The 24,455-nt window shown below is 65.8% G+C and carries 20 protein-coding genes, 1 tRNA gene and 1 pseudogene; 10 read left to right on the top strand and 12 right to left on the bottom strand.

The window, feature by feature from the left end; translation table 11 throughout:
* The 6 genes from AC5RTT_RS02750 to argS form a co-directional block, all read right to left on the bottom strand.
* Nucleotides 1–369, bottom strand: a 369-nt coding sequence (locus AC5RTT_RS02750) for a Rho termination factor N-terminal domain-containing protein (protein ID WP_494143906.1), incomplete at its 3' end; no start/stop codon positions are given.
* Nucleotides 370–663: 294 nt separating this feature from the next.
* Nucleotides 664–1,638 carry a homoserine kinase gene (gene thrB / locus AC5RTT_RS02745; protein WP_494143905.1) on the bottom strand — a complete coding sequence of 325 codons (975 nt, stop codon included), beginning with the start codon at nt 1,636–1,638 and terminating at the stop codon, nt 664–666.
* A gap of 2 nt (nt 1,639–1,640) precedes the next feature.
* Nucleotides 1,641–2,747: a threonine synthase gene (thrC, locus tag AC5RTT_RS02740; protein WP_494008645.1), complete on the bottom strand. Its 1,107-nt coding sequence runs from the start codon at nt 2,745–2,747 to the stop codon at nt 1,641–1,643.
* Complete coding sequence (locus AC5RTT_RS02735; protein WP_494143904.1) at nt 2,748–4,064, bottom strand: homoserine dehydrogenase; 1,317 nt, start codon at nt 4,062–4,064, stop codon at nt 2,748–2,750. It lies immediately after the preceding gene.
* Between the two features lies 1 nt (nt 4,065).
* On the bottom strand, nt 4,066–5,559 hold the full coding sequence (lysA, locus tag AC5RTT_RS02730) for a diaminopimelate decarboxylase (RefSeq protein WP_494143911.1): 1,494 nt from the start codon (nt 5,557–5,559) through the stop codon (nt 4,066–4,068).
* 5 nt (nt 5,560–5,564) lie between these two features.
* Nucleotides 5,565–7,229, bottom strand: coding sequence for an arginine--tRNA ligase (gene argS / locus AC5RTT_RS02725; RefSeq protein WP_494143903.1), 1,665 nt, complete (start codon nt 7,227–7,229; stop codon nt 5,565–5,567).
* A 187-nt stretch (nt 7,230–7,416) separates the two neighbouring features.
* Between argS and AC5RTT_RS02720 the strand changes: the two genes are divergently transcribed.
* From AC5RTT_RS02720 to AC5RTT_RS02705, 4 genes are all read left to right on the top strand, one after another.
* A complete protein-coding gene (locus tag AC5RTT_RS02720) occupies nt 7,417–7,890 on the top strand; it encodes an FMN-binding protein (protein WP_494143902.1) in 474 nt (157 codons plus the stop codon).
* A gap of 18 nt (nt 7,891–7,908) precedes the next feature.
* Nucleotides 7,909–8,766 (top strand): FAD:protein FMN transferase, encoded by an 858-nt coding sequence (locus tag AC5RTT_RS02715; RefSeq protein ID WP_494143901.1) that lies wholly within the window; start codon nt 7,909–7,911, stop codon nt 8,764–8,766.
* The gene (locus AC5RTT_RS02710; protein ID WP_494143900.1) at nt 8,763–10,307 is read left to right on the top strand and encodes a ferredoxin--NADP reductase; all 1,545 of its coding nucleotides are present in this window, start codon (nt 8,763–8,765) and stop codon (nt 10,305–10,307) included. The genes AC5RTT_RS02715 and AC5RTT_RS02710 overlap by 4 nt, the downstream gene beginning before the upstream one ends.
* A 121-nt stretch (nt 10,308–10,428) precedes the next feature.
* Nucleotides 10,429–10,504, top strand: a tRNA-Arg gene (locus AC5RTT_RS02705).
* A 135-nt stretch (nt 10,505–10,639) separates the two neighbouring features.
* Here the strand turns inward: AC5RTT_RS02705 and AC5RTT_RS02700 are convergent.
* Nucleotides 10,640–12,577 (bottom strand): HNH endonuclease signature motif containing protein, encoded by a 1,938-nt coding sequence (locus AC5RTT_RS02700; protein ID WP_494143899.1) that lies wholly within the window; start codon nt 12,575–12,577, stop codon nt 10,640–10,642.
* Between the two features lie 194 nt (nt 12,578–12,771).
* Between AC5RTT_RS02700 and AC5RTT_RS02695 the strand changes: the two genes are divergently transcribed.
* On the top strand, nt 12,772–13,824 hold the full coding sequence (locus tag AC5RTT_RS02695; RefSeq protein ID WP_494143898.1) for a M4 family metallopeptidase: 1,053 nt from the start codon (nt 12,772–12,774) through the stop codon (nt 13,822–13,824).
* Nucleotides 13,825–13,884: 60 nt separating this feature from the next.
* Complete coding sequence (locus AC5RTT_RS02690; RefSeq protein WP_494143897.1) at nt 13,885–14,217, top strand: protealysin inhibitor emfourin; 333 nt, start codon at nt 13,885–13,887, stop codon at nt 14,215–14,217.
* A gap of 48 nt (nt 14,218–14,265) precedes the next feature.
* Here the strand turns inward: AC5RTT_RS02690 and AC5RTT_RS02685 are convergent, their stop codons facing one another.
* Entirely contained in the window at nt 14,266–15,234 is a 969-nt protein-coding gene (locus AC5RTT_RS02685; RefSeq protein ID WP_494143896.1) for a GlxA family transcriptional regulator, read from the bottom strand.
* A gap of 81 nt (nt 15,235–15,315) precedes the next feature.
* Between AC5RTT_RS02685 and AC5RTT_RS02680 the strand changes: the two genes are divergently transcribed.
* Together AC5RTT_RS02680 and hrpA are read left to right on the top strand one after the other, a co-directional pair.
* Nucleotides 15,316–15,483 carry a hypothetical protein gene (locus AC5RTT_RS02680; RefSeq protein ID WP_494143895.1) on the top strand — a complete coding sequence of 56 codons (168 nt, stop codon included), beginning with the start codon at nt 15,316–15,318 and terminating at the stop codon, nt 15,481–15,483.
* A gap of 77 nt (nt 15,484–15,560) precedes the next feature.
* A complete protein-coding gene (hrpA, locus tag AC5RTT_RS02675) occupies nt 15,561–19,532 on the top strand; it encodes an ATP-dependent RNA helicase HrpA (RefSeq protein ID WP_494143894.1) in 3,972 nt (1,323 codons plus the stop codon).
* 50 nt (nt 19,533–19,582) lie between these two features.
* Here the strand turns inward: hrpA and AC5RTT_RS02670 are convergent, their stop codons facing one another.
* The 3 genes and pseudogenes from AC5RTT_RS02670 to AC5RTT_RS02660 form a co-directional block, all read right to left on the bottom strand.
* Nucleotides 19,583–20,011 carry an HIT family protein gene (locus AC5RTT_RS02670; protein ID WP_494143893.1) on the bottom strand — a complete coding sequence of 143 codons (429 nt, stop codon included), beginning with the start codon at nt 20,009–20,011 and terminating at the stop codon, nt 19,583–19,585.
* Nucleotides 20,008–21,147: an NAD(P)-dependent alcohol dehydrogenase gene (locus tag AC5RTT_RS02665; protein WP_494143892.1), complete on the bottom strand. Its 1,140-nt coding sequence runs from the start codon at nt 21,145–21,147 to the stop codon at nt 20,008–20,010. The genes AC5RTT_RS02670 and AC5RTT_RS02665 overlap by 4 nt, the downstream gene beginning before the upstream one ends.
* A gap of 2 nt (nt 21,148–21,149) precedes the next feature.
* Nucleotides 21,150–22,038 (bottom strand): annotated as a pseudogene (locus AC5RTT_RS02660) (sulfurtransferase).
* Between the two features lie 76 nt (nt 22,039–22,114).
* On the opposite strand from AC5RTT_RS02660, the gene AC5RTT_RS02655 reads away from it, so the two are divergent.
* A complete protein-coding gene (locus AC5RTT_RS02655) occupies nt 22,115–23,245 on the top strand; it encodes a PLP-dependent cysteine synthase family protein (RefSeq protein ID WP_494143891.1) in 1,131 nt (376 codons plus the stop codon).
* Here the strand turns inward: AC5RTT_RS02655 and AC5RTT_RS02650 are convergent.
* A complete protein-coding gene (locus AC5RTT_RS02650; protein ID WP_494143890.1) occupies nt 23,242–23,898 on the bottom strand; it encodes an MBL fold metallo-hydrolase in 657 nt (218 codons plus the stop codon). The two genes, AC5RTT_RS02655 and AC5RTT_RS02650, sit on opposite strands and share 4 nt — an antisense overlap.
* Nucleotides 23,899–23,993: 95 nt before the next feature.
* On the opposite strand from AC5RTT_RS02650, the gene AC5RTT_RS02645 reads away from it, so the two are divergent.
* The gene (locus AC5RTT_RS02645) at nt 23,994–24,455 is read left to right on the top strand and encodes a Fur family transcriptional regulator (protein ID WP_494008990.1); all 462 of its coding nucleotides are present in this window, start codon (nt 23,994–23,996) and stop codon (nt 24,453–24,455) included.

Here is a 24,455-nt window from a genome sequence, read left to right as displayed (position 1 = left end):
GAAGCCGGGGAAGACGAACCCGTCGAACTGGATCTCGCAGACCGGCCGGTAGCCGCGCAGGGCCAGGCCGATGGCGGTGCCGATAATGCCGGATTCGTCGGCAGCGGGAGCAGCCGTGACCGCGGTGGCCTTGTCAGCAACCTTGGCCGGCGCCTTCGTGGTGGGAGTGCCGGCACGATGGGCGGAGATCGCCGTCACCAGGTCCCCCTTGCGCATGCGGGAACCGCCGGAGATACCCAACTGGCTGGCGAGGGCCTGCAGCTGGGCGAGCTTAAGGCCGGCAAGGCCGCTGCTCTTGGCGGGTGCTGCCGGCGATTCGGCGGCTGAAGATAGTTCCACAGCTGGTGACAGCTCAGTGGTTTCGGTCACGAAGGATCCTTCCCCCTCGACGGCGTCCAGACTGGGAGCTGGACGCGATGATTTGATCTGGGCTGCAGTTCAGATCTGCAGCCGGGATTTCGGCCTTGCCGGTTGGATTTCGGCCAGCAGGGCCGGATACTGATTCACCTTGCGCTCCGCCCATGGCGGAACGCCGGGCTGACGCTTTCAGGGGCAGTTGGATGCTGCAGGTTCCTGCGTCAGACCAAGCAGGTGGCACCGGAATGCATTCGCAGTAGGAGATCAAATAGCAATTGAATGCAGGAGCAGATCAGATAGGCGGAATTACCGCCGGTGCATGTCCACCTTAGCACCTTCAACGTCCACTGCGAGCTTCAGTACGCGCCAGGCTACATCCGGCGTGTTGGCCGCGGTATACGAGTCAATGAACGCGAGGGCGTTGGCGGCTTCCGCTTCACCATTTGCGAGGACCAGGACGGTGGGCCCGGCACCGGAGACCACTGCTGCATGGCCGGCTGCGCGAAGTGCTGCGATCAGCGCGGCGCTTGGCCGCATGGCTTCCGCCCGGTAGCTCTGATGCAGATAATCCTCGGTGCCCGCCAGCAGGAATTCCGGCTTTTGAGTGAGGGCGTGGATCAGCAGGGCCGCGCGGCCGGAGTTCATGGCTGCAGCGTGGTGGCCCACGCTTGCCGGGAGCAACGCGCGGGCCGCCTCGGTGGACAGTTCAAAGTCCGGAACCGCCACGATGGGGATCACTGACCGGGCCACGGTGGCGTTGGTGCTGCTGTACTGGTCACTGTCCTGCCACGACAGCGCCAGGCCGCCGAATATCGCGGGAGCGACGTTGTCCGGGTGCCCCTCCAGCTCACTCGTGAGCTGGAGGATCCAGTCCTGTCCGCGTCGGCTGCCGGCCGGAACCATGGCGTTGGCCGCGGAGACCGCAGCCACTACGGCGGAGGCCGAAGAGCCGAGGCCGCGACCGTGCGGGTTGACGTTCTCCGCCGTCACCTTGAGGCCCCCGTGGCGGAAACCCAGCCGCTCGAAGGCCGCATCCATAGCGCGGATCACCAGGTGGCTGGCATCACGCGGCAGGGTGTCGGCGCCTTCGCCGCGAAGGTCGAACACGAGTTCGTCCGTGTCGAGGCTTTCCACGGTCAACGTGTCATGCAGCGCCAGCGCGAGGCCCAGGCTGTCGTAGCCGGGACCGAGGTTCGCTGAGGTGGCGGGAACCCGGACGGTGACCCGCTGGCCGGCCTCGATGAGTTGCAGTCCGACGGCGGCCTGCGAGGTGGTGTCCAAGGTTATTTTTCTTCCAGTCCCAGTTCGGCGGCAACGGTCACGACGTCATTGGACACTTTGACGGGCTGCACGTCGCTGCCGTCTTCGGTGCGCAGGGCCCACTGCGGGTCCTTGAGGCCGTGCCCCGTGACGGTGATGACGATGGTCTTCCCGGCCGGAACTTCACCGGCGGCGTGCTTCTTGAGCAGGCCCGCGACGCCGGCTGCGGAGCCGGGCTCCACGAACACGCCTTCGCGGGAGGACAGCCAGCGGTGGGCGTTCAGGATTTCCTCGTCGGTAACAGCACCAATGAGCCCGCCGGACTCGTCACGGGCACCGATGGCACCGTCCCAGGACGCGGGGTTGCCGATCCGGATGGCGGTGGCGATGGTGTCCGGTTCGGTGATGGGATGGCCGGCAACGAAGGGCGCGGCACCAGCGGCCTGGAAGCCCCACATGGCAGGGGTCTTGGTGGCGACGGCGGGAAGCGTGCCGGCAGTTTTCGACTCGAACGGCGCCGAGTACTCCTTGTAGCCCTTCCAGTAGGCGGTGATGTTGCCGGCGTTGCCCACAGGAAGCACATGGATGTCCGGGGCATCGCCCAGCGCATCGACGATTTCGAACGCGCCGGTCTTCTGGCCCTGGATGCGGGCGGGGTTGACCGAGTTCACCAGGAACACCGGGTAGGACTCCCCCAGTTTGCGCGCGATATCCAGGCAATTGTCGAAGTTGCCGTCCACCTGGAGCAGCGTGGCACCGTGCGCGATGGCCTGGCTGAGCTTGCCCATGGAGATCTTACCTTCGGGCACCAGCACGGCGCACTTCAGGCCGGCTGCGGTGGCGTACGCGGCAGCGGAGGCGGAGGTGTTGCCCGTGGAGGCGCAGACGACAGCCTGGGCGCCGGATTCGACGGCGGCCGTCATGGCCATGGTCATGCCGCGGTCCTTGAAGGAGCCAGTGGGGTTCATGCCCTCCACCTTGAGGTACACCTCGGAGCCGGTGAGTTCGGACAGCTTCTGCGCGTGGACCAGCGGGGTGCCGCCCTCGCCGAGGGTGATGACCCGGGTGGACTCCGTCACGGGCAAACGGTCAGCGTATTCGCGGATAACGCCGCGCCATTGGTGAGCCACTTAGACTCCTTCTACCCGCAGAACGGATGTAACTGAATTGATCACGTCCAGGCCCTTCACGGCCTCGACGGTGGCCGCGAGGGCGGCCTCTGACGCGCGGTGGGTGACGATCCGCAGTTCGGCGGACTCCACGTTGGACTCCGCGTCGCGGTGGATGGTCTGCCGCATGATTTCGATGGAGACGCCATTTTCGGCAAAGATCTGCGCGATCCTGGCCAGGACCCCGGGCTGGTCTGCGACATCGAGCCCGATGTAGTAGCTGGTCACAGCGGCGTCGATGGGCAGCGCCGGAACGTGGCCGGTGGTGGTCTCGGTGCGCTGCGGTCCGCCCAGGACCAGGCGCCGCGCCGCGGAGACGAGGTCGCCCAGCACGGCGGAGGCCGTGGGGGTACCGCCTGCGCCCTGGCCGTAGAACATCAGCTCGCCTGCGTTTTCGGCCTCAATGAAGACGGCGTTGAACGCGCCGCGGACGGCGGCCAGCGGGTGTTCGCGGGGCAGGAGCGTGGGGTGGACGCGGACGGAGACTCCCTCGCCGCCGTCGGCGTCCGTCAGCTTCTCGGCAATGGCAAGGAGCTTGATGACGAAGCCGGCGTCCTTGGCCGCGGCGATGTCCGCGGCGCTGACTTTAGTAATACCTTCGCAATGGACGTTTTCCAGGGCGAACCGGGTGTGGAAGGACAGCGTGGCCAGGATGGCGGCTTTGGCGGCGGCGTCATGGCCTTCGACGTCGGCAGTGGGATCCGCTTCGGCGTAGCCGAGGCGCTGGGCTTCGGCCAGGGCGTCGGCGAACTGGGCGCCCGTGGAATCCATCTGGTCGAGGATGAAGTTGGTGGTGCCGTTGACGATGCCCAGCACGCGGGTGATCCGGTCGCCGGAGAGGCTGTCACGGATGGGCCGCAGGATGGGGATGGCACCGGCGACGGCGGCCTCATAGGACAGCTGGACGCCGGCCTTGTCCGCTTCCTCGTACAGGGTGGGCCCGTCCTTGGCCAGCAGGGCCTTGTTGCCGGTGACCACGCAGGCGCCGTTGCTCAGCGCCGAAAGGATCAGCGTGCGGGCAGGCTCAATCCCGCCCATCAGCTCGATCACCAGGTCGGCATCCTTGACGAGGGTTTCGGCATCCGTGGTGAACAGCTCCTGCGGCAGCTCAACGTCCCGCTTGGTGCCCAGGTTGCGCACGGCGATGCCGCTGAGCTCCAGGCGCGCTCCGGTGCGGGCAGCAAGGGCGTCGGCGTCCTCAATCAGGATCCGCGCAACCTGGGCCCCAACGTTGCCACAGCCCAGCAGGGCCACTTTCAGGGTTCGCATTTCCGTCACTTCAGGCTCCCATGTCGCGGTTCAGCAGATCTTCTTCGGTTTCCCCGCGGACAATCAGCCGGGCAGATCCGTCGCGCACCGCGACAACGCCCGGCCGGGCCAGATAGTTGTAGTTGCTTGAGAGGGCCCAGCAGTAGGCGCCGGTTCCCGGTACAGCAAGCAGATCACCGGCTGCCACGTCCTCGGGCAGATATACATCTCTAACAACTATGTCCCCGCTCTCGCAATGTTTGCCCACTACGCGGGACAGCTGCGGCGCTGCCGCGGAGGTCCGCGAGGCCAGAATCGCCGAGTAATCCGCGTCGTAGAGCACTGGACGGGCGTTGTCGCTCATGCCGCCGTCCACTGACACATAGCGGCGCGGATACGTAACGTTGTTACCGTCCTCACCTGCGGCGGAAGCGGCCGGAGCGTCGACGCGCACGGTCTTCAGCGTCCCCACTTCGTAGAGCGTGAAGGTGGTGCTGCCCACGATGGCGCGGCCGGGCTCAATGGAGATGCGCGGCGAAGCGATGCCCAGTTCCGCGCAGGTGGAACGCACGACGGCGGCCATCGCTTCCGCGATCTCGGCTGCGGGGCGGGGGGTGTCCACTGGGGTGTAGGCGATGCCGTAGCCGCCGCCGAGGTCAAGCTCGGGCATGACGATGGAGTACTTTTCCTGCATGGCTGCCAGGAAGCGCAACAGTTTCTCCGCGGCCAGGGCGAAGCCGTCCGGCTCAAAGATCTGCGAGCCGATGTGGCAGTGCAGGCCCAGGAGTTCGATGCCGGGGTGGGCCGAGGCGGCAGCCACCGCTTCCTCCGCCGCGGACAGGCCGGCCTGGTCGGTGGTGTCCGCCGCCATGGAGAGGCCGAACTTCTGGTCCTCATGGGCCGTGGCGATGAATTCATGGGTGTGGGCGTGGACGCCTGGCGTGAGCCGCAGCATCACCTTTGCCTGTTCCCCGCGGACCCGGGCAATATCGCCCACCCGGACCAGTTCATCCAGGCTGTCCACCACGATGCGTCCCAGTCCCATGTCCAGGGCACGGTTGATCTCGGCGTCGGACTTGTTGTTGCCGTGCAGCGCCACCCGCTCCCCCGCGATGCCTGCGCGGGCAGCGACAGCCAGTTCGCCGCCTGAGGCGGTATCCAGCCTCAGGCCTTCTTCCTCAACCCACTTCACCACGGCGGTGCAGAGGAAGGACTTTCCGGCGTAATAGACGTCCACGCCGCCGCAGATGTCCGCGAAGGCGGCATCAAAGGAGTCCTTGAAAGCACGCGCCCGGGCACGGAAGTCCGCCTCGTCCATGACAAAGAGGGGCGTGCCGAACTGCTCTTTCAGTTCCTGGACCGTGACGCCTCCAAGGGTGAGGGATCCGGCGTCGTTCCGTTCCACGCTGCCCGCCCACATCGGTTCCTGCAAGGCATTGAGGTCGGCCGGAACGGCCAGCCACTCAGGTGCCAGCGGGGATCCGGTGTTTCCGGTCTGCACGGTTCCTTCAGCTTTCACGGTCATGGTGCTCACATCCGTTCCGGCGCGGAAACGCCAAGCAGGTCAAGGCCGTTGGCCAGCACCTGGCTGGTGGCATCGTTGAGCCACAGCCGGGTGCGGTTGACATCGGTCACGGGGTCGTCGCCCATGGGTGCCATACGGCAGGCGTCGTACCAGCGGTGGTAGGCGCCGGCGATGATCTCCAGGTGGCGCGCCACGCGGTGCGGTTCGCGCAGTTCCGCGGCCTTGGCCACCACCGAGGGGTAGCTGCCCAGGTATGAAAGCAGCTCGTTTTCCGTGGGGTGGTCCAGCAGCGAGGCGTTGAAGCGGTCTTCACCGTCCACCGTGCGCTCCACTCCCGCGGCCACGGCGTTCCGTGCTGCGCCGCGTGAGCGTGCGTGGGCGTACTGGACGTAGAACACCGGGTTTTCGTTGCTGTGCTTCTTCAGCAGCTCGGGGTCCAGGGTCAGCGGCGAATCTGCCGGGAAGCGGGCCAACGAATAACGCACGGCGTCCTTGCCCAGCCAGTCGATCAGGTCCTTGAGCTCGATGATGTTGCCGGCACGCTTGGAGAGCTTGGCCCCGTTGACGGACACCAGCTGGCCGATCAGCACCTCGATGTTCTTATCGGGATCGTCGCCTGCCGCCGCGGCGATCGCCTTCAGCCGGTTGATGTAGCCGTGGTGGTCGGCGCCAAGGAGGTAAATCTTTTCGGTAAAGCCGCGGTCCTTCTTCGAGAGGTAGTACGCGGCGTCGGCGGCGAAGTAGGTGGGCTCGCCGTTGGCGCGGATCATCACCCGGTCCTTGTCGTCGCCGAAGTCCGTGGTCCGCAGCCAGACGGCATCGCCGTCGTCGAACACGTGGCCCTGCTCGCGAAGGCGCGCCACGGCACTTTCGATAGCGCCGGCGTCGTGCAGTTCCTGCTCCGAGAAGAAGACGTCAAACTCGACGCCGAAGTCCGCGAGGGTGGCCTTGATGTCCTTCATCTGTGCCTGGTACGCGGCGGCGCGGATGACGGGAAGCGCGGCAACTTCCGTGAGTTCGCGGATATCCGGATGCGCGGTGAGCACCTCATGGCTGAGGTCGGCGATGTACTGGCCCGGGTACCCGCCCTCGGGCACCGGGAGGCCGTGAAGCCGCGAGTAGACAGACTTGGCGAAGGTGTTCATCTGGGAGCCGGCGTCGTTGATGTAGTACTCGGCCGTGACGTCCGCGCCCGATGCCCGGAGCACGCGCGCGATGGAATCGCCCAGGGCGGCCCAGCGGGTGTGGCCGATGTGAAGGGGGCCGGTGGGGTTCGCCGAAACGAATTCCATGTTCACGGTATGGCCGGCGAGCGCGGAGTTGGTTCCGTACTGCGTGCCCGCTTCAACAATCACTTTGGCGAGGGCGCCGGCGGTGGCAGCATCAACGGTGATGTTCAGGAACCCGGGGCCGGCGATGTCCACGGCCGAGACGCCGTCGATCGACTTCAGCCGGGCACTGAGGATAGTGGCGAATTCCCGCGGGTTCGTGCCAGCCTGCTTGGCCAGCTGCAGGGCAATGTTGGTTGCCCAGTCGCCGTGTTCCCGGTTCTTGGGTCGCTCCACGCGCACCTCATCAGGCACAGCTGATGCTGAAAGGGCGATGTCACCGGCGGCAACGGCGTCTTTCAGGCAGGCGGATATGGCGAGGGAGAGTTCTTCGGGAGTCACCCCTCTAGCCTACCGGGGGCCAGTGACAGCAAAGAATCATGCGTATTGTGCGGGGCCACCTTACACAGGACGGCCACAAGGAAAACCCGACGACGGCACAGGGTTGAACCAATAGGCTGGATCCAGCGTTGACAACAGCGTAACCACCGCTTGAACTCCGTGATCCCTATGACGAAACGAGAGCCTTATGAGACCCACCGTGCGCAAGAGCGTTTATGCCGGTATTGCCGGCCTCTCCCTCGTGGGAACCGTGGCAGGCTGTGCGCCCTCCGCTACCGAAACTGCTCCGGCCTCCACCGGTGGAAACGCTGCCGAAACCACCGCCTCGCCATCGCCGAACGCGTCCTCCCTGCCCGGCAGCGGCTCAACGTACAAGGACGGCACCTACAGCGCGGACGGAAACTACGTCTCGCCCAACGGCACCGAGACCGTGGGCGTCCAGCTCACCCTCGCTTCGGGCACGGTGAAGGACGTCCAGATCACCCAGTATCCCTCCAACCCCAACACCCGCAAATTCCAGGGCGAGTTTGCGGGCGGCATCGCGGCGCAAGTAGTGGGCAAGAACATCGACGAGCTCAATGTTTCGAAGGTGGCCGGCTCTTCACTCACCAGCGGCGGCTTCAACCAGGCAGTGGAACAGATCAAGTCGGAAGCCCGGTAGGCGGTGCCGGGAGGGGACGTGGAGGGCATATCGTTCGAGGGCATCGGTACGCACTGGGAAATTTCGTCGTCCCTTCCGCTGAGGCCGTCCCTGACGGAGCGCATCCTGGCCAGGGTTGAAAAATTCGACGCCGACTGGTCCCGTTTTCGCAGCGATTCCCTGGTGAGTGCCATGGCACGGACACCGGGCCGCTATAGCTTTCCGGACGAGGCCGGACATCTCGGGGAGCTGTATCGGGCCCTCTACGAGATCTCTGGCGGGACCATGACTCCCCTGATCGGCGCAAGCCTTGAGCGGCTCGGTTATGACGCTGTGTACTCGCTGCAGCCGACCGGTTCCCCGCTGCCCGCTCCGGCCTGGGACGACGTCCTGGAATGGAACGGAACATCCATCACCACCAACGCTCCCGTGGTGCTGGATGTCGGCGCCGCCGGGAAGGGGCTGCTGGTGGATCTGCTGGCGGCCGAACTGGAATCGGCGGGCATTGATGCGTTCGTCGTCGACGGCAGCGGAGATCTCCTGGCACGCGGCCCGTCCCCCGTACCGGTGGCTTTGGAGCATCCCTACAATCCGGACCAGGCCATTGGGGTGGTCCAACTGGCAGGGCGCGCACTCTGCGCTTCCGCTGCCAACCGGCGGGCCTGGGGCGATGGACTGCACCACGTGCTGGACGGAACCACCGGCAAGCCCGTCCAGACCGCCGTCGCGACCTGGGCCTTGGCGGAGACAGCTGTCCTTGCCGACGCGCTGGCCACGGCGCTCTTCTTTGTTCCCGGCGCGCACCTCCAGGGATCGTTCGATTTCTCCTGGCTGACGGTTTATTCGGACGGCAGTGCGGGCTACTCCGAAGAATTTGAAGGGACACTGTTCAGATGAGCCCTGTCGGAACCCCCCATGCCGGTTCTGCCGCATCTGCCACCGGACGGATGGATACCCTGCTTGGCAGGTTCACCCTGTACCGGCTCATCCTCCTGGTACTGGCAGCCCTTGCCGTGTACAGCCTGCTGCTTGAGGTCCTGGGCTGGCTGACTTTCGGAATCCCGGAGATGCTGGCTCACCTGGCCTTGTGCCTTGCCCTGACCTACGCCTCCAACCGGGCTCTGGCGGCGCTGTTCCGGGTACGGCCGCACTCGGAATCGTCACTGATCACCGGGCTGCTGCTCTACTTCCTCTTCTGGCCTTCCTTCCAGCCGTTGGACGTAGCGGGGGTCGCCCTGGCATGTGTGCTGGCGTCGGCGTCCAAATACGCCCTCGCCTGGCGCGGCCGGCACATCTTCAACCCCGCTGCCGTGGGAGCCTTCGTCACCGGCCTTACCGGGCTCAATATCGCCACCTGGTGGGCAGCGACGCCTGCCATGCTGTGGCTACTGGTCCCGGGCGTGCTGCTGGTCCTTTACCGGACCAGGAAAGTCCTGATGGCCTCGGTGTTCACCATCGTGGCGACGGGCATCATCACCTTTGAGCTGCTCAGGGCCGGCATGACTGCCGGGATGGGCATCTACCAGGCCCTGGCGCAACGGCCGGTGCTCTTCTTTGTCGGGTTCATGCTGACCGAGCCCCTGACGCTTCCGCCGCGGCGGTGGCAGCAGCTGGCGCTGGCCGCCGTCGTCGGCGTTGTCTTTGCGGTCCCCTACAATCTCGGATTCATCGCGAATTCCCCCGAGGCGGCGCTGCTGCTGGGCAACTTCCTTGCCTTCCTGGTGGGCCAGCGGGGCGGTGTGAAGCTGCGGTTCACAGGAAGCCGGAGGCTGACCCCGAGCACCACGGAATTTTCGTTCGAGCCGGCCAGGCCGGTGCGCTTCCTTCCGGGGCAGTACATGGAGCTCGACCTGCCACACGCCAAGTCTGACGGGAAAGGACGACGGCGGGTGTTTAGCCTGACAGGTTCGCCTGCGGAAGGCCTCGTGAGATTTGGCGTCCGGACCGCCGAGCCTTTGTCCGCGGCCAAGAAGGTGCTCCTGGGGCTGAAGCCCGGCGACGAGGTGACGGCCACCTCGGTGGGCGGCGACTTTGTCCTCCCCCGCGACCCCAGCAGAGCTGTACTGCTCATTGCCGCCGGCATCGGGATCACACCTTTCCTCTCACATTTGAGGTCGGAAGGGCTCCGGGAACGTGACGCCGTCTTCCTCCTACTCGCCAGGAGCGCCAACGAGATCGCCTATGCTGACGAACTTCGTGCTGCGGGCATCCGGGTCCTGGTACGCCTCGCGGACGGTTCGGAACCCCCGCCGGAATTTGGCGCTGTTCCGGCCGGAACACCCCGGCTGGACCCCGAGGAATTGAGGGCCCTTGTTCCGGACATTGGCAGCCGTGAAGTCTATGTCTCCGGCCCGCCCGCCAGCGTTGCCTCACTCCGCCGTGCCGCGCGGAAAGCAGGGGCCCGACGGGTGCACGTGGACTCGTTCTCCGGGTACTGAGGCCCGGTTCCGTGTGCTCCTCGCCTGTCAGCAACGCCTGAGCAGGACTGGTTTTCCCTTGGAGCCCACCTTCCTGCTAAGCTCTAGGACGTCCCGCCGGGAACGGCAGGAAATCCGGATTGCCCTCGTAGCTCAGGGGATAGAGCGTCTGCCTCCGGAGCAGAAGGTCGTAGGTTCGAATCCTATCGAGGGCACCATCAGAAGCGGCCCGGTCACTGACCGGGCCGCTTTCGTTTTTCCAGTTTGTTTTTCCGGGCAGGCTCGCAGCGGGCACCACATTATTTTTGCCCGGGTAAGCCCGTGACATTGTTTGCCTGGTAAGCCCGTGGTCATTACTGGTGGCTTGACGCTGCTTCCTCGGCCTCAAGCCGCAGCAGCCAGTCGGGGAACGGATCTTTGGCTGGATCGTATCCGAGCAAGTCAGGATCATCCGGGAAGCCAGCACCATCAAAGATTTCCGGGTCCGGCACGTCCGCGTCTGTAATTTCGACGTCACCCCATTCCAACCACGGCGGACAGACCAAGTCCTCGGAGGTCTCATGCATGCCGGCCGCAGCTGCTGCGGGATAGCGCTCGTCCATAGCAGCAGCCAGAACCACTAGCTGTTCATCAGTGGAAGCAGCTGGCCAGCCGCGCTTTTTAGTGGCAGACCAGCCCGGCCCGGGGTCACCAAGTGCTGTGCCGTCCCTCAGCAGGGCAGCTAGGGCAGCCAGGCCGGGCGGCAACTGTGGTGGTTCCCAGCCTGGGTGTTCGCTGGCGTACTGGCGGCCGGTGGGTGAGATCCAGCCGGGTGGTTCGTTTTGCGTTGCTTCCGTAGGCTTCCAGCCGCTGTTGTGTTTGAGCCGGTGGTGTCTTGGGCAGAGTTGTGCCAGGTTGCTGATGCCGGTTGTTCCACCGTGTTGCCAGGCGGTGAGGTGGTCGGCGTCGTTGTCCAGGGAGTTGTTGTTGCAGCCGGGAAAGGTACATTTGCCGTCCCTGAAGCGGAGTGCTTGCCGCATTGCTTTGGTGATTCGGTAGCTGGTGCGGCCGATTTCCGGCGGTGCACCGTCCCGCTGGTCGACGAGGACGCGGGTGAAGGAACTCGCTCCGTCGACGAGGAGTTTGCGGGCCATGGACGCCGGGATCGGGCCGTACCCATCAAGGATGGCCGGTTCGTCCGTCGCGCCGAACAGCGCCAACGCCGGGACGGTGACAAGCACATCCGCCCGCGGCACCCGAACCTTCCCAACCCCCGGGTCGACCGCAATAGGCGTGGTTGCCAAGTCCTTGCTGGTGCCGTCATTGCGGTGCAGGATCGCGGCGAGGTCTTCGGGGATGCCAAGGACTGCTGCGGGTTCGTCGGACCCTTCAAGCGTTGCGAGCCCGATGAAGTCGTTCGGGATCTGTTCGCTGGCGCTGCCAGATTCGGTGGGACAGGCCGCGTCCCCGCCGCCGGACTGGGCGGGCGCGAGGAGGCGGCTGGCGACGATATCGGCGCAGAGCTGCGGCAGGGTACGGATTTCGGTGGGTCCCTGCAGGCCGCGCGCGGTAGCCCTTGCCCTGTTCCAGATTCCTGTGGCGGTATCTGCAGGGAGGTACGCGGCGATCCAGGCCATCCCGTCACGGTCCCGGTGGAACTCGACCCGCCGGTCGGCCACGGACTTCGCGTGGCGTTTCTCGATCGACTCGGGGTGGTGGCGTTCCCGCCAAGCCCTGACCTTGGCCCGCAGCCGGGACGGGACAAGGCCGGTGGCGGGGCAGCCCCGGGCCGGGTTGGGGGCGTCCAGGTCCAGGAAATGATCGGCCAAAGCCACGGCGGCGGGATGGTCCAGGGCCTCGGTTTCGTCGGCGATGATCCTGGCGCTCTGCCACGACAACGCCCCCGACGACAGGCTCCCGTAGACCGAGGGCAGGGAGCAGACCCGCCGGGCCTGGGTGATGAACGCCCCCGCAGCCCCGGTGCTGATGGTCAGGATCCCCGCGATCTCCTCGACAACCGAGATCTCGCGGAAGGTCCGTTCCTGCAGCCTGGCGTCCGGCGGGATCATCGCCTGCTGAAGTTCAACCGATTCGGCGGCGTCCCGGACCTTCAATGCGGCGACCTGGGCTTCGAGCCTCGCCAGCTGGCCCAGCCGTTCCAGGCGGAGTTCATAGGCACGCTGCAAGACGTTTGTCCCTTCGCCGTCGACGGGACTTCGCAGCTGCGCATCTTCAAGGACCAACGCGTCGAGGGCAGCGACAGAGGCATGAATGCCTGCCATCTCCGCTGCCGTCAACGTGCCGTTTTCCATACCCACATCATCGTGCGAGGGTGTGACATTCTACGTGCATCCCGCTCAAGGCGGCGATAACCAAGAAAGCCGGTCGGCCGTCGTCGTGCTCTGCGTGCTACCGCCACCCACCGAAACGGCCCGTGCCGCGTGTGCTGGCACCGATTGTCAGAGCCCCCTCGTAGTCTGAATTGACCTAGTTGAGGGGGTACGCCATGCACGTTCCGTTCTGTTCCATCGTCCCGCCCTACCTGCTGCGGCGGCTGGCCCGGCAGGATGCTCCGCAGTATTCTGCGGCTGCCCGGGCCGCCAGGGAGGCCCTTGGCCACGTCGGCTCATTCCAGGCGTCCCGGACCCAGGCCATGCCCGATCTTCCTTCTGGCGTGCGCCTGGCGAAGCCAGGGCCGTCCAACCGGACCATCTACGATGCCGACGGTTCGGAGACCCTGCCGGGAAGGCTGGTGCGCAAGGAGGGCGAACCCGGGACGGGAGATGCCGCAACCGATGAAGCCTACGACGGACTGGGACACACCCACCGCCTTTATGCCGACGTTTTCGGCCGCAACTCCATCGACGGCCAGGGAATGCGGCTGGATGCAACCGTGCACTTCGGCAAGCTCTACGACAACGCTTTTTGGGACGGCACCCAGATGGTCTTCGGCGACGGCGATGGTGAAGTTTTCGAGCGTTTTACGGCATCCTTGAGCGTCATCGGCCATGAACTCGCCCATGGAGTAACCCAGCACTCCGCCGCCCTCGCTTACCGGAACCAGGCCGGCGCCCTGAACGAATCAATGTCAGATGTTTTCGGCGCCCTCGTGGAACAGTACGTGAAAAACCAGTCCGCGGCCGATGCCAGTTGGCTGATCGGAGAGGGACTTTTCACCGCCGAGGTGGAAGGAAGCGCCCTGCGCTCCATGAAGGATCCCGGAACGGCGTACGACGACGATGTGCTGGGTAAGGACCCGCAGCCGGACTCCATGGACTCCTATGTCAGGACCAGCGCGGACAATGGCGGGGTCCACATCAATTCTGGTATTCCCAACCGCGCCTTCTACCTCGTAGCGGAATCCCTGGGCGGGAACGCCTGGGACTCCCCCGGCCGCATCTGGTACGAAGCCCTGACGGGCGGATCCCTGCCTGCCACAGCCACCTTCAGCGTCTTCGCGCGGGCCACCGCCGCTGCCGCCGTGGAGCTCTTCGGTTCCGGCTCACAAGAGCATGACGCCGTGCGGCAGGCGTGGGAAACTGTGAAGGTCAAGCTTTAAGGGATGCCTGGTTGCCGGACTTTCAGCCGCCAGGCTGCGTGGAAGCCTAGGAACCAGGCCATGAAAATCAGCGTGGAACGCACCGGTGGGATTGCCGCGATGACGCGGGTGTGGACCGTGGATGCGCGGTCCGAAACGGCAATCAACCAGTGGGAGCCAATCGTGGAAGCCTGTCCGTGGGATGCCGTTCCCCGGACACCGCGGGCTGCGGCCGAACAGTTCGCCGGGAACCAGCCTGACCGGTTCATCTATTCAATCCGGGCCGGGGACAGGCGGGCGGCCCTGCCTGAACGGGCAGTGACCGGACCTTGGCGCGTGCTCGTGGACCGGACCCGTGCAGCAGCCCAGGAGTCCGGGAGTGGGCAGGGCACGAATACCCAGGGCAGCAGGTAACAGGCCACCCAGGCCCGGGCAACGCTCACACCAGATCGCGGGCTGTAGCTAGCCCGCTTCGGCCAGCTGCCCCCGGAATGCCCGGCGGTAGGACTGCGGGCTGGTGTCGAGGACCTTGGCGAAGTGGTGCCGCAGCAGGACCGGATGGCCAAACCCGGCTTCCCGGGCAATCTCATCGATGTTCAGATCGGTCGATTCCAGCAACTCCTGGGCCCGGAGCACCCGCTGGGAGTTGAGCCAGGCCGCGGGTGTGGCACCCGTTTCCGAGCGGAACTTCCTGGCAAAGGTCCTGGGCGACATGTGAACCCGGGCTGCCAGCTCGTTGACCGTATGCTCACGGTCCAGGCTCTGCACCATCCACCGCAGCAGTTCCTCCATGGGCGCCGAGCCGCAGGTGGGCATGGGCCGGTCGATGAACTGGGCCTGGCCGCCGTCGCGGTGTGGCGGAACCACCATGTCACGGGCAATCGCGGCGGCAACGTTGGCCCCGAGCTCCAGCCGTACCAGGTGCAGGCAGGCGTCGATCCCGGCAGCGGTTCCGGCAGAGGAAATGATATTGCCGTCCTGCACATAGAGGACATTCTCATCCACCTGCACGTCCGGGTAGGCCTCAGCCAGGTCTCGGGAGTAATGCCAGTGGGTTGTGCAGCGGCGGCCGTCCAGCAGGCCTGCGCGTGCCAGCGCGAATGCTCCCGAGCAGATCGATAGGACCCACGCGCCCCTGGCGTCAGCGGCGCGGAGGGCAGCGAGCACAGGCTCCGGCATCTCCTGGTCCCGCCCGAAGGGAGCCATGATCACAAGGTCCGCATCTTCGGTGGCTTCCAGTCCGCGGCTAACGTTCATGGACAACCCCGGCTTCATGGGAACGTTGCCCGGCTCGGCCGTGCAGACCCGGAAATCAAAGGCGGGAACTCCACTGCCCCGGGCGGACCTGTCGATCCCGAACACCTCGCAGGCCGTCCCGAATTCGAAGATCGAAAAGTTGGGAACCACAATCACCGCTACCGATTTCAGCATGCTTCCATTGTGGCAGGAATTTTAGCTTTTTGGGCATTTCTGCCACTGTTGAGTAAGTGCGGTGAAGAGAAGCATGGAGCCATGGAAATCTTCGCAACCATCACCGTCATCCTGCTCCTCCTCCTCGCTGCAGCCACCATCGCAGCGCTCCTCGGCGACGGACGGGGCCACACCCCTCCCGTCAGCTCCCATGAGGAATGGTCCGCCCTGGACCTTCCCAGCACCAGCTATACGCTCCGCATCTTCTAGCAGGCCCGTACCACAAGGAACGCCGCAGGCAGTCGAACCGGGGGTGCCGGCCCCGCCGCAGTAGACTGTCTGCAGCCATGACTTTGCATATCTCCTATCCCGCCGAGCTGCCGGTCTCCGAGCGCCGCGAGGACCTGATGGCGGCCATTGCCGCCAACCAGGTGACCATCATTGCCGGCGAGACCGGCTCCGGAAAGACCACCCAGATTCCCAAGATGTGCCTGGAGCTCGGCCTTGGCGAGAACGGGCTGATCGGCCACACCCAGCCCCGCCGGCTGGCAGCGCGCACGGTGGCCGAGCGCATCGCCGAGGAGCTCGGCGTCGAGATTGGCCAGGAAGTTGGTTTCCAGGTCCGCTTCACCGGCGAGGTCAGCAAGGCAACCAAGGTGAAGCTCATGACGGACGGAATCCTGCTGGCCGAAATCCAGCGGGACAAACTGCTCCGCAAGTACAACGCCATCATCATCGACGAGGCCCACGAACGCAGCCTCAACATCGACTTCATTCTCGGTTACCTCAAGCGGATCCTGCCGCAGCGCCCGGACCTGAAGGTCATCATCACCTCGGCCACCATCGACCCCGAGCGCTTTGCCAACCACTTCGGCACTGAGGAAGAGCCCGCGCCCATTATCGAGGTCTCGGGCCGCACCTACCCGGTGGAAATCCGCTACCGCCCCCTGACCCAGCCCAGGGCGGACGACGAAGAGGCCTCCGACGACGAACTCGAGGAGGACCGCGACCCGCTGGATGCCGTGTGCGACGCCGTGGACGAGCTGGCCAACGAGGCACCCGGGGACATTCTGGTCTTCTTCTCCGGCGAGCGCGAGATCCGCGACGCGGCCGAGGCGCTGCAGGCCCGCATCCAGTCCAACCGCCGGCTTGCAGGCACGGAAGTGCTCCCGCTCTTCGCGCGCCTGAGCCTGCAGGAACAGCACAAGGTCTTCCATCCGGGCAGCAAGCGCCGGATCGTGCTCGCCACCAACGTGGCGGAGACGTCGCTTACCGTGCCCGGCATCAAGTACGTCATTGACACCGGAACGGCCCGCATCTCCCGGTATTCGCACCGCACCAAGGTCCAGCGGCTGCCCATCGAACGCGTCTCGCAGGCATCGGCTAACCAGCGCTCCGGGCGTTGCGGCCGTGTTTCGGACGGTATTGCCATCCGCCTGTATTCGGAGGATGACTTTGGGTCCCGGCCGCGGTTCACGGATCCGGAGATCCTGAGGACCAACCTCGCCGCGGTCATCCTGCAGATGACCGCCATGGGCGTGGCCCGCGGCCCCAAGGACGTGGAGGACTTCCCGTTCGTCGAGCCTCCCGAAACACGGGCGATTAACGACGGCGTCACGCTGCTCCGCGAACTCGGCGCCCTGGCTGCCCCGAAGCCGCAGAACGCGGAAGGTAACGGCAGGAGCGGCAGCGGCCTCACCGCCGTAGGGCAGAAACTGGCCCAGCTGCCCGTGGACCCCCGGCTGGGCCGAATGATCGTGGAGGCGGGCAAGCGCAACTGCGTCCGGGAAGTCATGATCCTGGCGGCGGCGCTCACCATCCAGGACCCCCGCGAGCGCCCCACGGATAAGCAGCAGCTGGCGGCGGAGAAACACAACCGGTTCAAAGACGAGAATTCGGACTTCACCGGTTACCTGAACCTCTGGAACTACCTGCAGGAGAAGCAGCAGGAGCTGTCCTCGTCCGCGTTCCGCCGCCTGTGCCGCAGCGAATTTATCAACTACCTGCGGGTGCGCGAGTGGCAGGACCTCTTCGCCCAGCTGCGCCAGCTGGCGCGTCCGCTCGGCATCAGCCTGGACAACAAGCGCCTGGCGGACCCGGTGGGCAACCATGACGGGATCCACATCAGCCTGCTGTCCGGGCTCCTGAGCCATGTCGGCATCCTCGATGAGCGCAAGCGCGAGTATGCCGGCGCCCGCGGCAGCCGGTTCGCAATCTTCCCCGGGTCCGCCCTGTTCAAGAAGTCGCCCACCTTCGTGATGGCCGCCGAACTCGTGGAGACCAGCAGGCTCTGGGCACGGGTGGCTGCCAAATTCGATCCCGTCTGGGCAGAAGAGGTGGCCCCGGAGCTGGTGAAGCGCACCTACAGTGAGCCGCACTGGTCCACCCGCCAGGGTGCGGTCATGGCCTACGAGAAGGTCACACTTTACGGCGTGCCCATCATCGCCCAGCGGCGCATCAATTACGGCCGGGTGGATCCGGTGGTTGCCCGGGAGCTCTTCATCCGGCACGCGCTGGTGGAAGGCGACTGGCGCACGCACCATAAGTTCTTCCACCGCAACCGTGCGCTCCTGCAGGAGGTGGAGGAGCTCGAGGCCAGGATGCGCCGCCGGGACCTGCTGGTGGATGATGAGACGCTGTTCGAGTTCTACGATGCCCGGATTGGCCCGGACGTGGTGTCCGAGCGACACTTCGACAAATGGTGGAAAGAGGCCCGGAGACAGAACCCGGACCTGCTGGACTACGATAAGTCGCTCCTCCTGAGCGATGACGCGGATGACCTGGACGAGTCCGCCTTCCCCAGGACCTGGCTGCACAAGGGTTTTGAGCTGCCGCTGAGCTATGAGTTCCATCCTGTGGCCCCGGGGTCCCCGCCCAATCCGTCCGACGGCGTCACGGCGGAAGTGCCCGTCCTTTTCCTCAACCAGCTGGACGACGCCCCGTTCCGCTGGCTGATTCCGGGCCAGCGCGTGGAACTTGTCACCGCGTTAATCAAGTCGCTGCCCAAGCAGATCCGGAAGAACTTCGTCCCGGCACCGGACGTTGCCCGGCAGGCAGTCGCCGTCCTGGAATCGGACTTCGATCCCGCCAACGACGAGCTGGAACCGTCACTGGAGCTGGCCCTTCGGCGGATCCGCGGCGCCATTATCCCGCCTGGGTCATGGAACTGGGACGCCGTGCCCCCGCACCTGCGCGTCAGCTTCAAGGTGGTGGACAGCAAGGGCAAGGTTTTGGAGGAAGGCAAGGACCTTGCAGCCCTCCAGGAACGGCTTGCACCTGCGACCCGGCGCGCAATTGCGGAGTCACTGGGCGCCACCCCCGCGACGACTGGCCCCAAGAACACTGCTGCCGGGGGCAAGGGACCGGGCAGAGGCAAGACGGACGACGGCGGCACGCCCCGGCTGCCCTCGTCGGGCAAGGGAGGTCCGGCCTCCGCGCCTGCCGGCTTCGTGGAACAGGACGGCCTCACGGAATGGAACTTCGGGACCCTTCCGCGGGAAGTCAGCAGCATGGTGAAGGGACACACTGTCACCGGGTACCCCGCACTCGTGGACCAGGGCACCTCCGTGTCGTTGCGGGTCTTCCAGACGCCGGAGGAACAGCTCGATGCCATGCGCGGCGGCGTGATCAGGATGCTGGCCCTGCGGGTTCCGTCGCCGGACCGCTACGTGCTGGAGCACCTGAGCAACACGGAGAAACTGACGTTCAGCCAGAACCCGCACGGCTCGGTGTCCGCACTGATTGCCGACTGCGCACTCGCGGCCATCGACAAGCTCACCCCGGCGGAACTGCCCTGGGACCGGCAGGCCTTCGATGCCCTCTACGAAGTGGTGCGGGCGGAATTGATCGACACCGTGTTCAGCGTGACCGCGGTGGTGGAACGCATCCTGGCCGCCACCCGGCGCATTGAAAAGCAGCTGAAGGGAACCACCAGCCTGGCCCTGATCAGTGCGCTTAACGACATCAAGAGCCAACTGGAGCAACTGGTCTACCCCGGTTTTGTGGCACGCACGGGCTACGCCCAGCTCAGCCAGCTGCCGCGCTACCTCACTGCAATCGAGAAGCGGCTTGAACGGCTGCCGGGCAACGTGCAGCGGGACGCACTGAACATGGCAGTGGTGCAGCGGCTGGAGGACGATTATGACGATGCCGTGGCGGCGCTCCTCCCCGGACGGCGCGCAGGACGCGAGTTGACCCAGGTGCGCTGGATGATCGAGGAGCTCCGGGTGAGCCTTTTCGCCGTCGAACTCGGAACGGCCTACTCGGTGTCGGAAAAGCGCATCCGCACGGTACTCAACAAGGCCCTGGCGCCGGCCTGACGACCTTAAAACAGAGATATCCCGGCGCGGGCCGGGACATCTCTGTGGCGCTAAGTGGCGGGAACGAACTCGCCCCAGCCGGCGTCCCGCAGACCGCGGCGAAGTTTCTCCGCGTTGGCATCCAGGACGGCGGGATCCGGGTTCTGGTCCGCGGAGGCGAAGTTGAAGTCCGCCATGCTGCGTGAGGGCCATACGTGCACGTGCAGGTGGTTGATCTCGTAGCCCGCCACGATGAGCCCTGCCCGCGGGGCATCGAAGATGTCCACCTGGACGGCGCCGATCCGGCGGGCTACCTCCATCACCCGTGCCAGGGTCTCGGGTGACGCGTCAGTCCAGCGGTCCACTTCTTCGGTGGGGACCACAAGGGTATGCCCGTCAGCCAACGGCCCGGTGGTGAGGAAGGCGGACACGTCGTCCTCCCGCCAGACGAAGCGGCCGGGAATTTCGCCGTTGAGGATCCTGGTAAAGAGCGTGCTCATGCGTCTGCCTCCTTGGCGGGTGCCTGCAAGGTGCTGGTGTCCAGCACGAACCGGTACTTCACATCTCCTGCGACCATGCGGTCATAAGCTTCGTTGAGTTGGCCGGCGCCGACCATCTCGATATCGGCAACCACGCCGTGCTCGGCGCAGAAGTCCAGCATCTCCTGCGTTTCGGCGATCCCGCCGATCAGCGAGCCGGCGTACGCGACGCGGCGGCGGATGAGGGCGCGCGGGTTCACCGGGGGCATGGCCTCGGACGGCAGGCCCAGCTGGAACAGCGCACCGTCCACGCGCAGGGTGCGGAACAGGGGGTTGAGATCGTGCGGGGCGGCAACGGTGTCGATGATGACGTCGATGGTGCGGTTCGCGGCGGCCATCGCATCCTCGTCCCGGGACAGGACCACCTCATCAGCTCCCAATTCCAAGGCGGCAGCCACCTTGGATTCCGACGTGGTGAACACCACCACCCGGGCACCCATGGCTTTGGCCAGCTTGACCGCCATGTGCCCCAGCCCGCCCAGGCCCACCACGCCCACAACATCGCCCTCTTCGACGTCGAAGTGCCGTAACGGGGAGAACGTGGTGATCCCGGCACAGAGCAAAGGCGCGACGGCGGCCGGGTCCAGTGACGTGGGCACGCGGACCACATAGCGGTGGTCCACCACGATGGAGGTCGCATAGCCACCCTGGGTGACCGCGTCACCATTCCGGCGGTCGATGGCACCGTAGGTACCGGTCATACCTTTTTCGCAGTACTGCTCCAGGCCGTCCAGGCAGCTTTCGCACTCGCGGCACGAATCCACGATGCAGCCGACGCCCACCCGCTCGCCCACGGCAAGACCGGTGACGGCTGAGCCCACCCGGCTTACGGTTCCCACGATCTCGTGGCCGGGCACCAGCGGATAAGTCTGCCCGCCCCACTCCCCGCGGGCCGCGTGCACATCCGAGTGGCACAGGCCGCAGAACTCGATGGCAATTTCGACGTCGTCCGGCTTGGGCGCGCGCCGGGCCACGGTCAGCGGGACAAGCCCGCTGCCAGGGGACACGGCACCGTACGCAGCGGCAAGGGTGCCGGCGCCGGCGTACGGCAGGATTGGTGTGGCAAGGGGCGGCGGTACGGGACGTCCTGGGGTCATAGTCAGACGCTACCGTTGCGGCCAGCCGACTTTCCAGCCGGGAAAGATCCGCCGCCGGGATCAGCACCGGGTGGCCACGGGCAGCTGCGCATTGTTGGACCACTCGGAGAATGAGCCGGCGTACAGCGCCGCACTGAACCCTGCCATTTCCAGCGCCGCCACCTCGTGCGCCGCGGTCACCCCTGAACCGCAATAGACAGCAACCGGCATCCCGTCCCGGACACCCAGCGCCTCGAACCTGCTTCGCAGCTCGTCAGCGGGAAGGAAGCGTCCGTTTCCGTCCACGTTGTCCGACGTCGGGGCGCTCACCGCCCCGGGTATGTGGCCTGCCCGGGGGTCGACGGGCTCCACCTCGCCGCGGTACCGCTCCCCCGCGCGGGCATCCAGCAAGACTCCGCTGTCCGGCCAGGCGGCGGCAGCACCGGCGTCGAGCCGGGGCATTCCGCCGTCCGCCAGCACCACATCTCCGGGCTCAGCCACCACCGGGCCCTGCTCCACCGCAAGGCCTTCGGCACGCCAGGCGGCCAGGCCGCCGTCGAGCAGGTAAACCTCCCGTAGCCCGGCGTTCCTTAGCATCCACCAGGCCCTCGCGGCAGCCATGTTGGCGGTGTCGTCGTAGGCGACCACGACGTCGCCATTGTTGATCCCCCAGCCGCGCGCCGCAGCCTGGAAGTCCTCCGGCGCCGGCAGTGGGTGCCGTCCCCGCGCGGGAACGGGCGGCGCCGCAAGCTCGGTGGCAAGGTCCACGAAGACGGCCCCCGGCAGGTGCCCGCCGAGGTAGTGCTCATGCCCCAGCGGATCACCCAGCGCCCAGCGGACATCCAGCAGCACTGTGCGCCGCCCGGCCGCAATACGGTTGCTCAGCGTGGTCACGTCCATCAGGGGGTTCATCGGGCTCCTTCGGGGTGGTCGAACCATCGGTTCCACTCTAAGCCGCCACCGGTCCGCCCGCGGGTAGGCTGGATTGGTGAAGATTGAGGACGGCGGCAACGGCAGGGACACGGACTGGGCAGGCCGCGGGTGGTCAGACCGGGACTGGGCAGACCATGCCATCCGCACGATCCGGGCGGAAAACAACCGTTCGGCGGACACCCACCTCTACTCCGTGCCGCTGCCTGAACACTGGGGCGTCCAGCTGTACCTGAAGGACGAATCGACGCACCGGTCCGGCAGCCTGAAGCACCGGCTGGCGCGCTCGCTGTTCCTCTTCGGCCTGGTCAACGGCTGGATCAGGGCGGACACCACCATCGTGGAGGCGTCCAGCGGCAGCACCGCCGTCTCCGAGGCGTACTTTGCCCAGCTGCTGGGACTGCCGTTCATCGCAGTCATGGCGCGGACCACGAGCCGGGAGAAAATTGACCTGATCGAGCAGTTCGGCGGGTCGTGCCTGCTGGTTGAGCACGCCTCGGATGTGTATGCCGCAGCCGAAGAGGTTGCCGCCACCTGCAACGGGCATTACATGGACCAGTTCACCTATGCGGAGCGGGCCACGGACTGGCGCGGCAACAACAACATCGCGGAATCGATTTTCGGGCAGCTCCAGCTGGAGGAGCATCCGGTTCCGGACTGGATTGTGGTGGGTGCCGGGACCGGCGGAACGAGTGCCACGATTGGCCGCTACCTGCGCTACCACAGCCACCCCACGCGACTGCTGGTGGTTGATCCCGAAAACTCTGCGTTCTATCCGGGGTGGCGTGGCGGGAATGACGCCGTGCCGGCGGGCCTGCCGTCCCGGATCGAGGGGATTGGACGGCCGCGGCTGGAGCCCAGTTTTGTGCCGTCCGTCATCGACCGCATGGTCCAGGTCCCCGACGCCGCATCCGTGGCAGCCATGCGCCACCTTTCCGTCCTTGCAGGACTCCACTCCGGCCCCTCAACCGGTACCAATCTCTGGGGTGTCTGGCAGACCATCGCCGGCATGGTCGCCGAAGGCCGGAAGGGCAGCATTGTCACGCTGATGTGCGACGGCGGGGAACGCTATGCGGGCAACTACTACAACCAGGACTGGCTGGCATCCCAGGGCCTGGACCCTGCGCCCTATGAAGCAGCGATCCGGACCTTTTTCGATACAGGACGGTGGGACCCGGACGTCGCCTAGACCTCCACGGACTCTCCGGCGCGCAGGTGGCTGTACTCGGTCCCGTACTTGGCGCCGATCCTTTTGACGTGGCCCTCCACAATCTTCAGGCCGTTGTCATTGAGGAGCCCGTCGTGGATCTGGAATGCACGGGGCGCCCGTATGCTGACGACGAAGTCCACTACTTCCGCCGACTTGCTCCAGGGCGCATGCAGTGGAACCAGCAGGGTCTTGACGCTGATGCCGTCCGGAACGATGAAGGAATCTCCCGGATGGTAGACGTTGTCATCAATGAGGTAGCCGATATTCGGCACCACCGGGATCTGGGGATGGATCAGGGCGTGCTGGCCACCGAAGCTGCGCACCGCGAAGCCCGCCACATCCAGCGACATACCGGGTTCCACCGCGTTAATCCGGGCCGTTGCTTCCGGAACTTCGGTCCGCAGATGGTCAGCTACCCCGGCCGGGGCGTAAAGCACAAGGTCCGTGGCGCTTCTGAGTGCCTCCACAACAGCGGGAACGTCGACATGGTCGGCGTGCTCGTGCGTGACCAGCACGGCTTCGGCCCCTGCCAGCGCCTGCCCGGTTTCGGAGAAGTTGCCGGGATCCAGGACCAGCACCCGGCTGTCCTTTTCGAGGCGGACGCAGGCGTGGGTGTATTTCGTCAGCTTCATAGCGCCAGCCTAGGGTCCTGTCCGGAACGGTGTCCACGAGGGCTTGGCTGGTAATCTTGGTCTTTGCCATGATCCCCAAGGAAGCGAGTCCATCCATGCCGCTCGGCGCCAAGGTTGATTCCACTACGCCCTCCCCGGCAACGGGCGGCAAGGAACAGCGCGTCACCAAGCAGCGCCGGGCCGTCAGTGCCGCCCTGGATGAGCTGGACGACTTCGTCAGCACCCAGGAGCTGTACCGGATCCTGCAGAACCAGGGCGTGTCCGTTTCACTCGCCACGGCCTACCGGATACTCCAGTCGCTTGCCGATGAAGGCCTGGTGGACGTCCTGCGCAACGGTGAGGGCGAAGCGGTCTACCGTCGCTGCGCCGTTACCGGCCACCATCACCACCTGCTGTGCCGGAACTGCGGCAAAGCCGTGGAGGTGGAGGCACCCGCCGTCGAAACCTGGGCAGCGCACACCGCCGCGGAGCATGGCTTCAGCGAGGTGGCCCACACGGTGGAAATCTTTGGCCTCTGCCCGGAATGCACGGCCCTGAAGGCTGCAGGCAAGCTGTAG

The organism is Arthrobacter sp. Y3221157, from assembly GCF_059089865.1.
This window is presented reverse-complemented; position numbering and strand designations above follow the sequence as displayed.

Bases quoted from the DNA above. Each gene is read 5' to 3' on its own strand.
- lysA (WP_494143911.1), bottom strand. From the start codon at position 5,559: ATGACCGTGAAAGCTGAAGGAACCGTGCAGACCGGAAACACCGGATCC.
- AC5RTT_RS02720 (WP_494143902.1), top strand. From the start codon at position 7,417: ATGAGACCCACCGTGCGCAAGAGCGTTTATGCCGGTATTGCCGGCCTC.
- AC5RTT_RS02710 (WP_494143900.1), top strand. From the start codon at position 8,763: ATGAGCCCTGTCGGAACCCCCCATGCCGGTTCTGCCGCATCTGCCACC.
- AC5RTT_RS02700 (WP_494143899.1), bottom strand. From the start codon at position 12,577: ATGGAAAACGGCACGTTGACGGCAGCGGAGATGGCAGGCATTCATGCC.
- AC5RTT_RS02695 (WP_494143898.1), top strand. From the start codon at position 12,772: ATGCACGTTCCGTTCTGTTCCATCGTCCCGCCCTACCTGCTGCGGCGG.
- AC5RTT_RS02690 (WP_494143897.1), top strand. From the start codon at position 13,885: ATGAAAATCAGCGTGGAACGCACCGGTGGGATTGCCGCGATGACGCGG.
- AC5RTT_RS02685 (WP_494143896.1), bottom strand. From the start codon at position 15,234: ATGCTGAAATCGGTAGCGGTGATTGTGGTTCCCAACTTTTCGATCTTC.
- AC5RTT_RS02680 (WP_494143895.1), top strand. From the start codon at position 15,316: ATGGAAATCTTCGCAACCATCACCGTCATCCTGCTCCTCCTCCTCGCT.
- hrpA (WP_494143894.1), top strand. From the start codon at position 15,561: ATGACTTTGCATATCTCCTATCCCGCCGAGCTGCCGGTCTCCGAGCGC.
- AC5RTT_RS02670 (WP_494143893.1), bottom strand. From the start codon at position 20,011: ATGAGCACGCTCTTTACCAGGATCCTCAACGGCGAAATTCCCGGCCGC.
- AC5RTT_RS02665 (WP_494143892.1), bottom strand. From the start codon at position 21,147: ATGACCCCAGGACGTCCCGTACCGCCGCCCCTTGCCACACCAATCCTG.
- AC5RTT_RS02650 (WP_494143890.1), bottom strand. From the start codon at position 23,898: ATGAAGCTGACGAAATACACCCACGCCTGCGTCCGCCTCGAAAAGGAC.
- AC5RTT_RS02645 (WP_494008990.1), top strand. From the start codon at position 23,994: ATGCCGCTCGGCGCCAAGGTTGATTCCACTACGCCCTCCCCGGCAACG.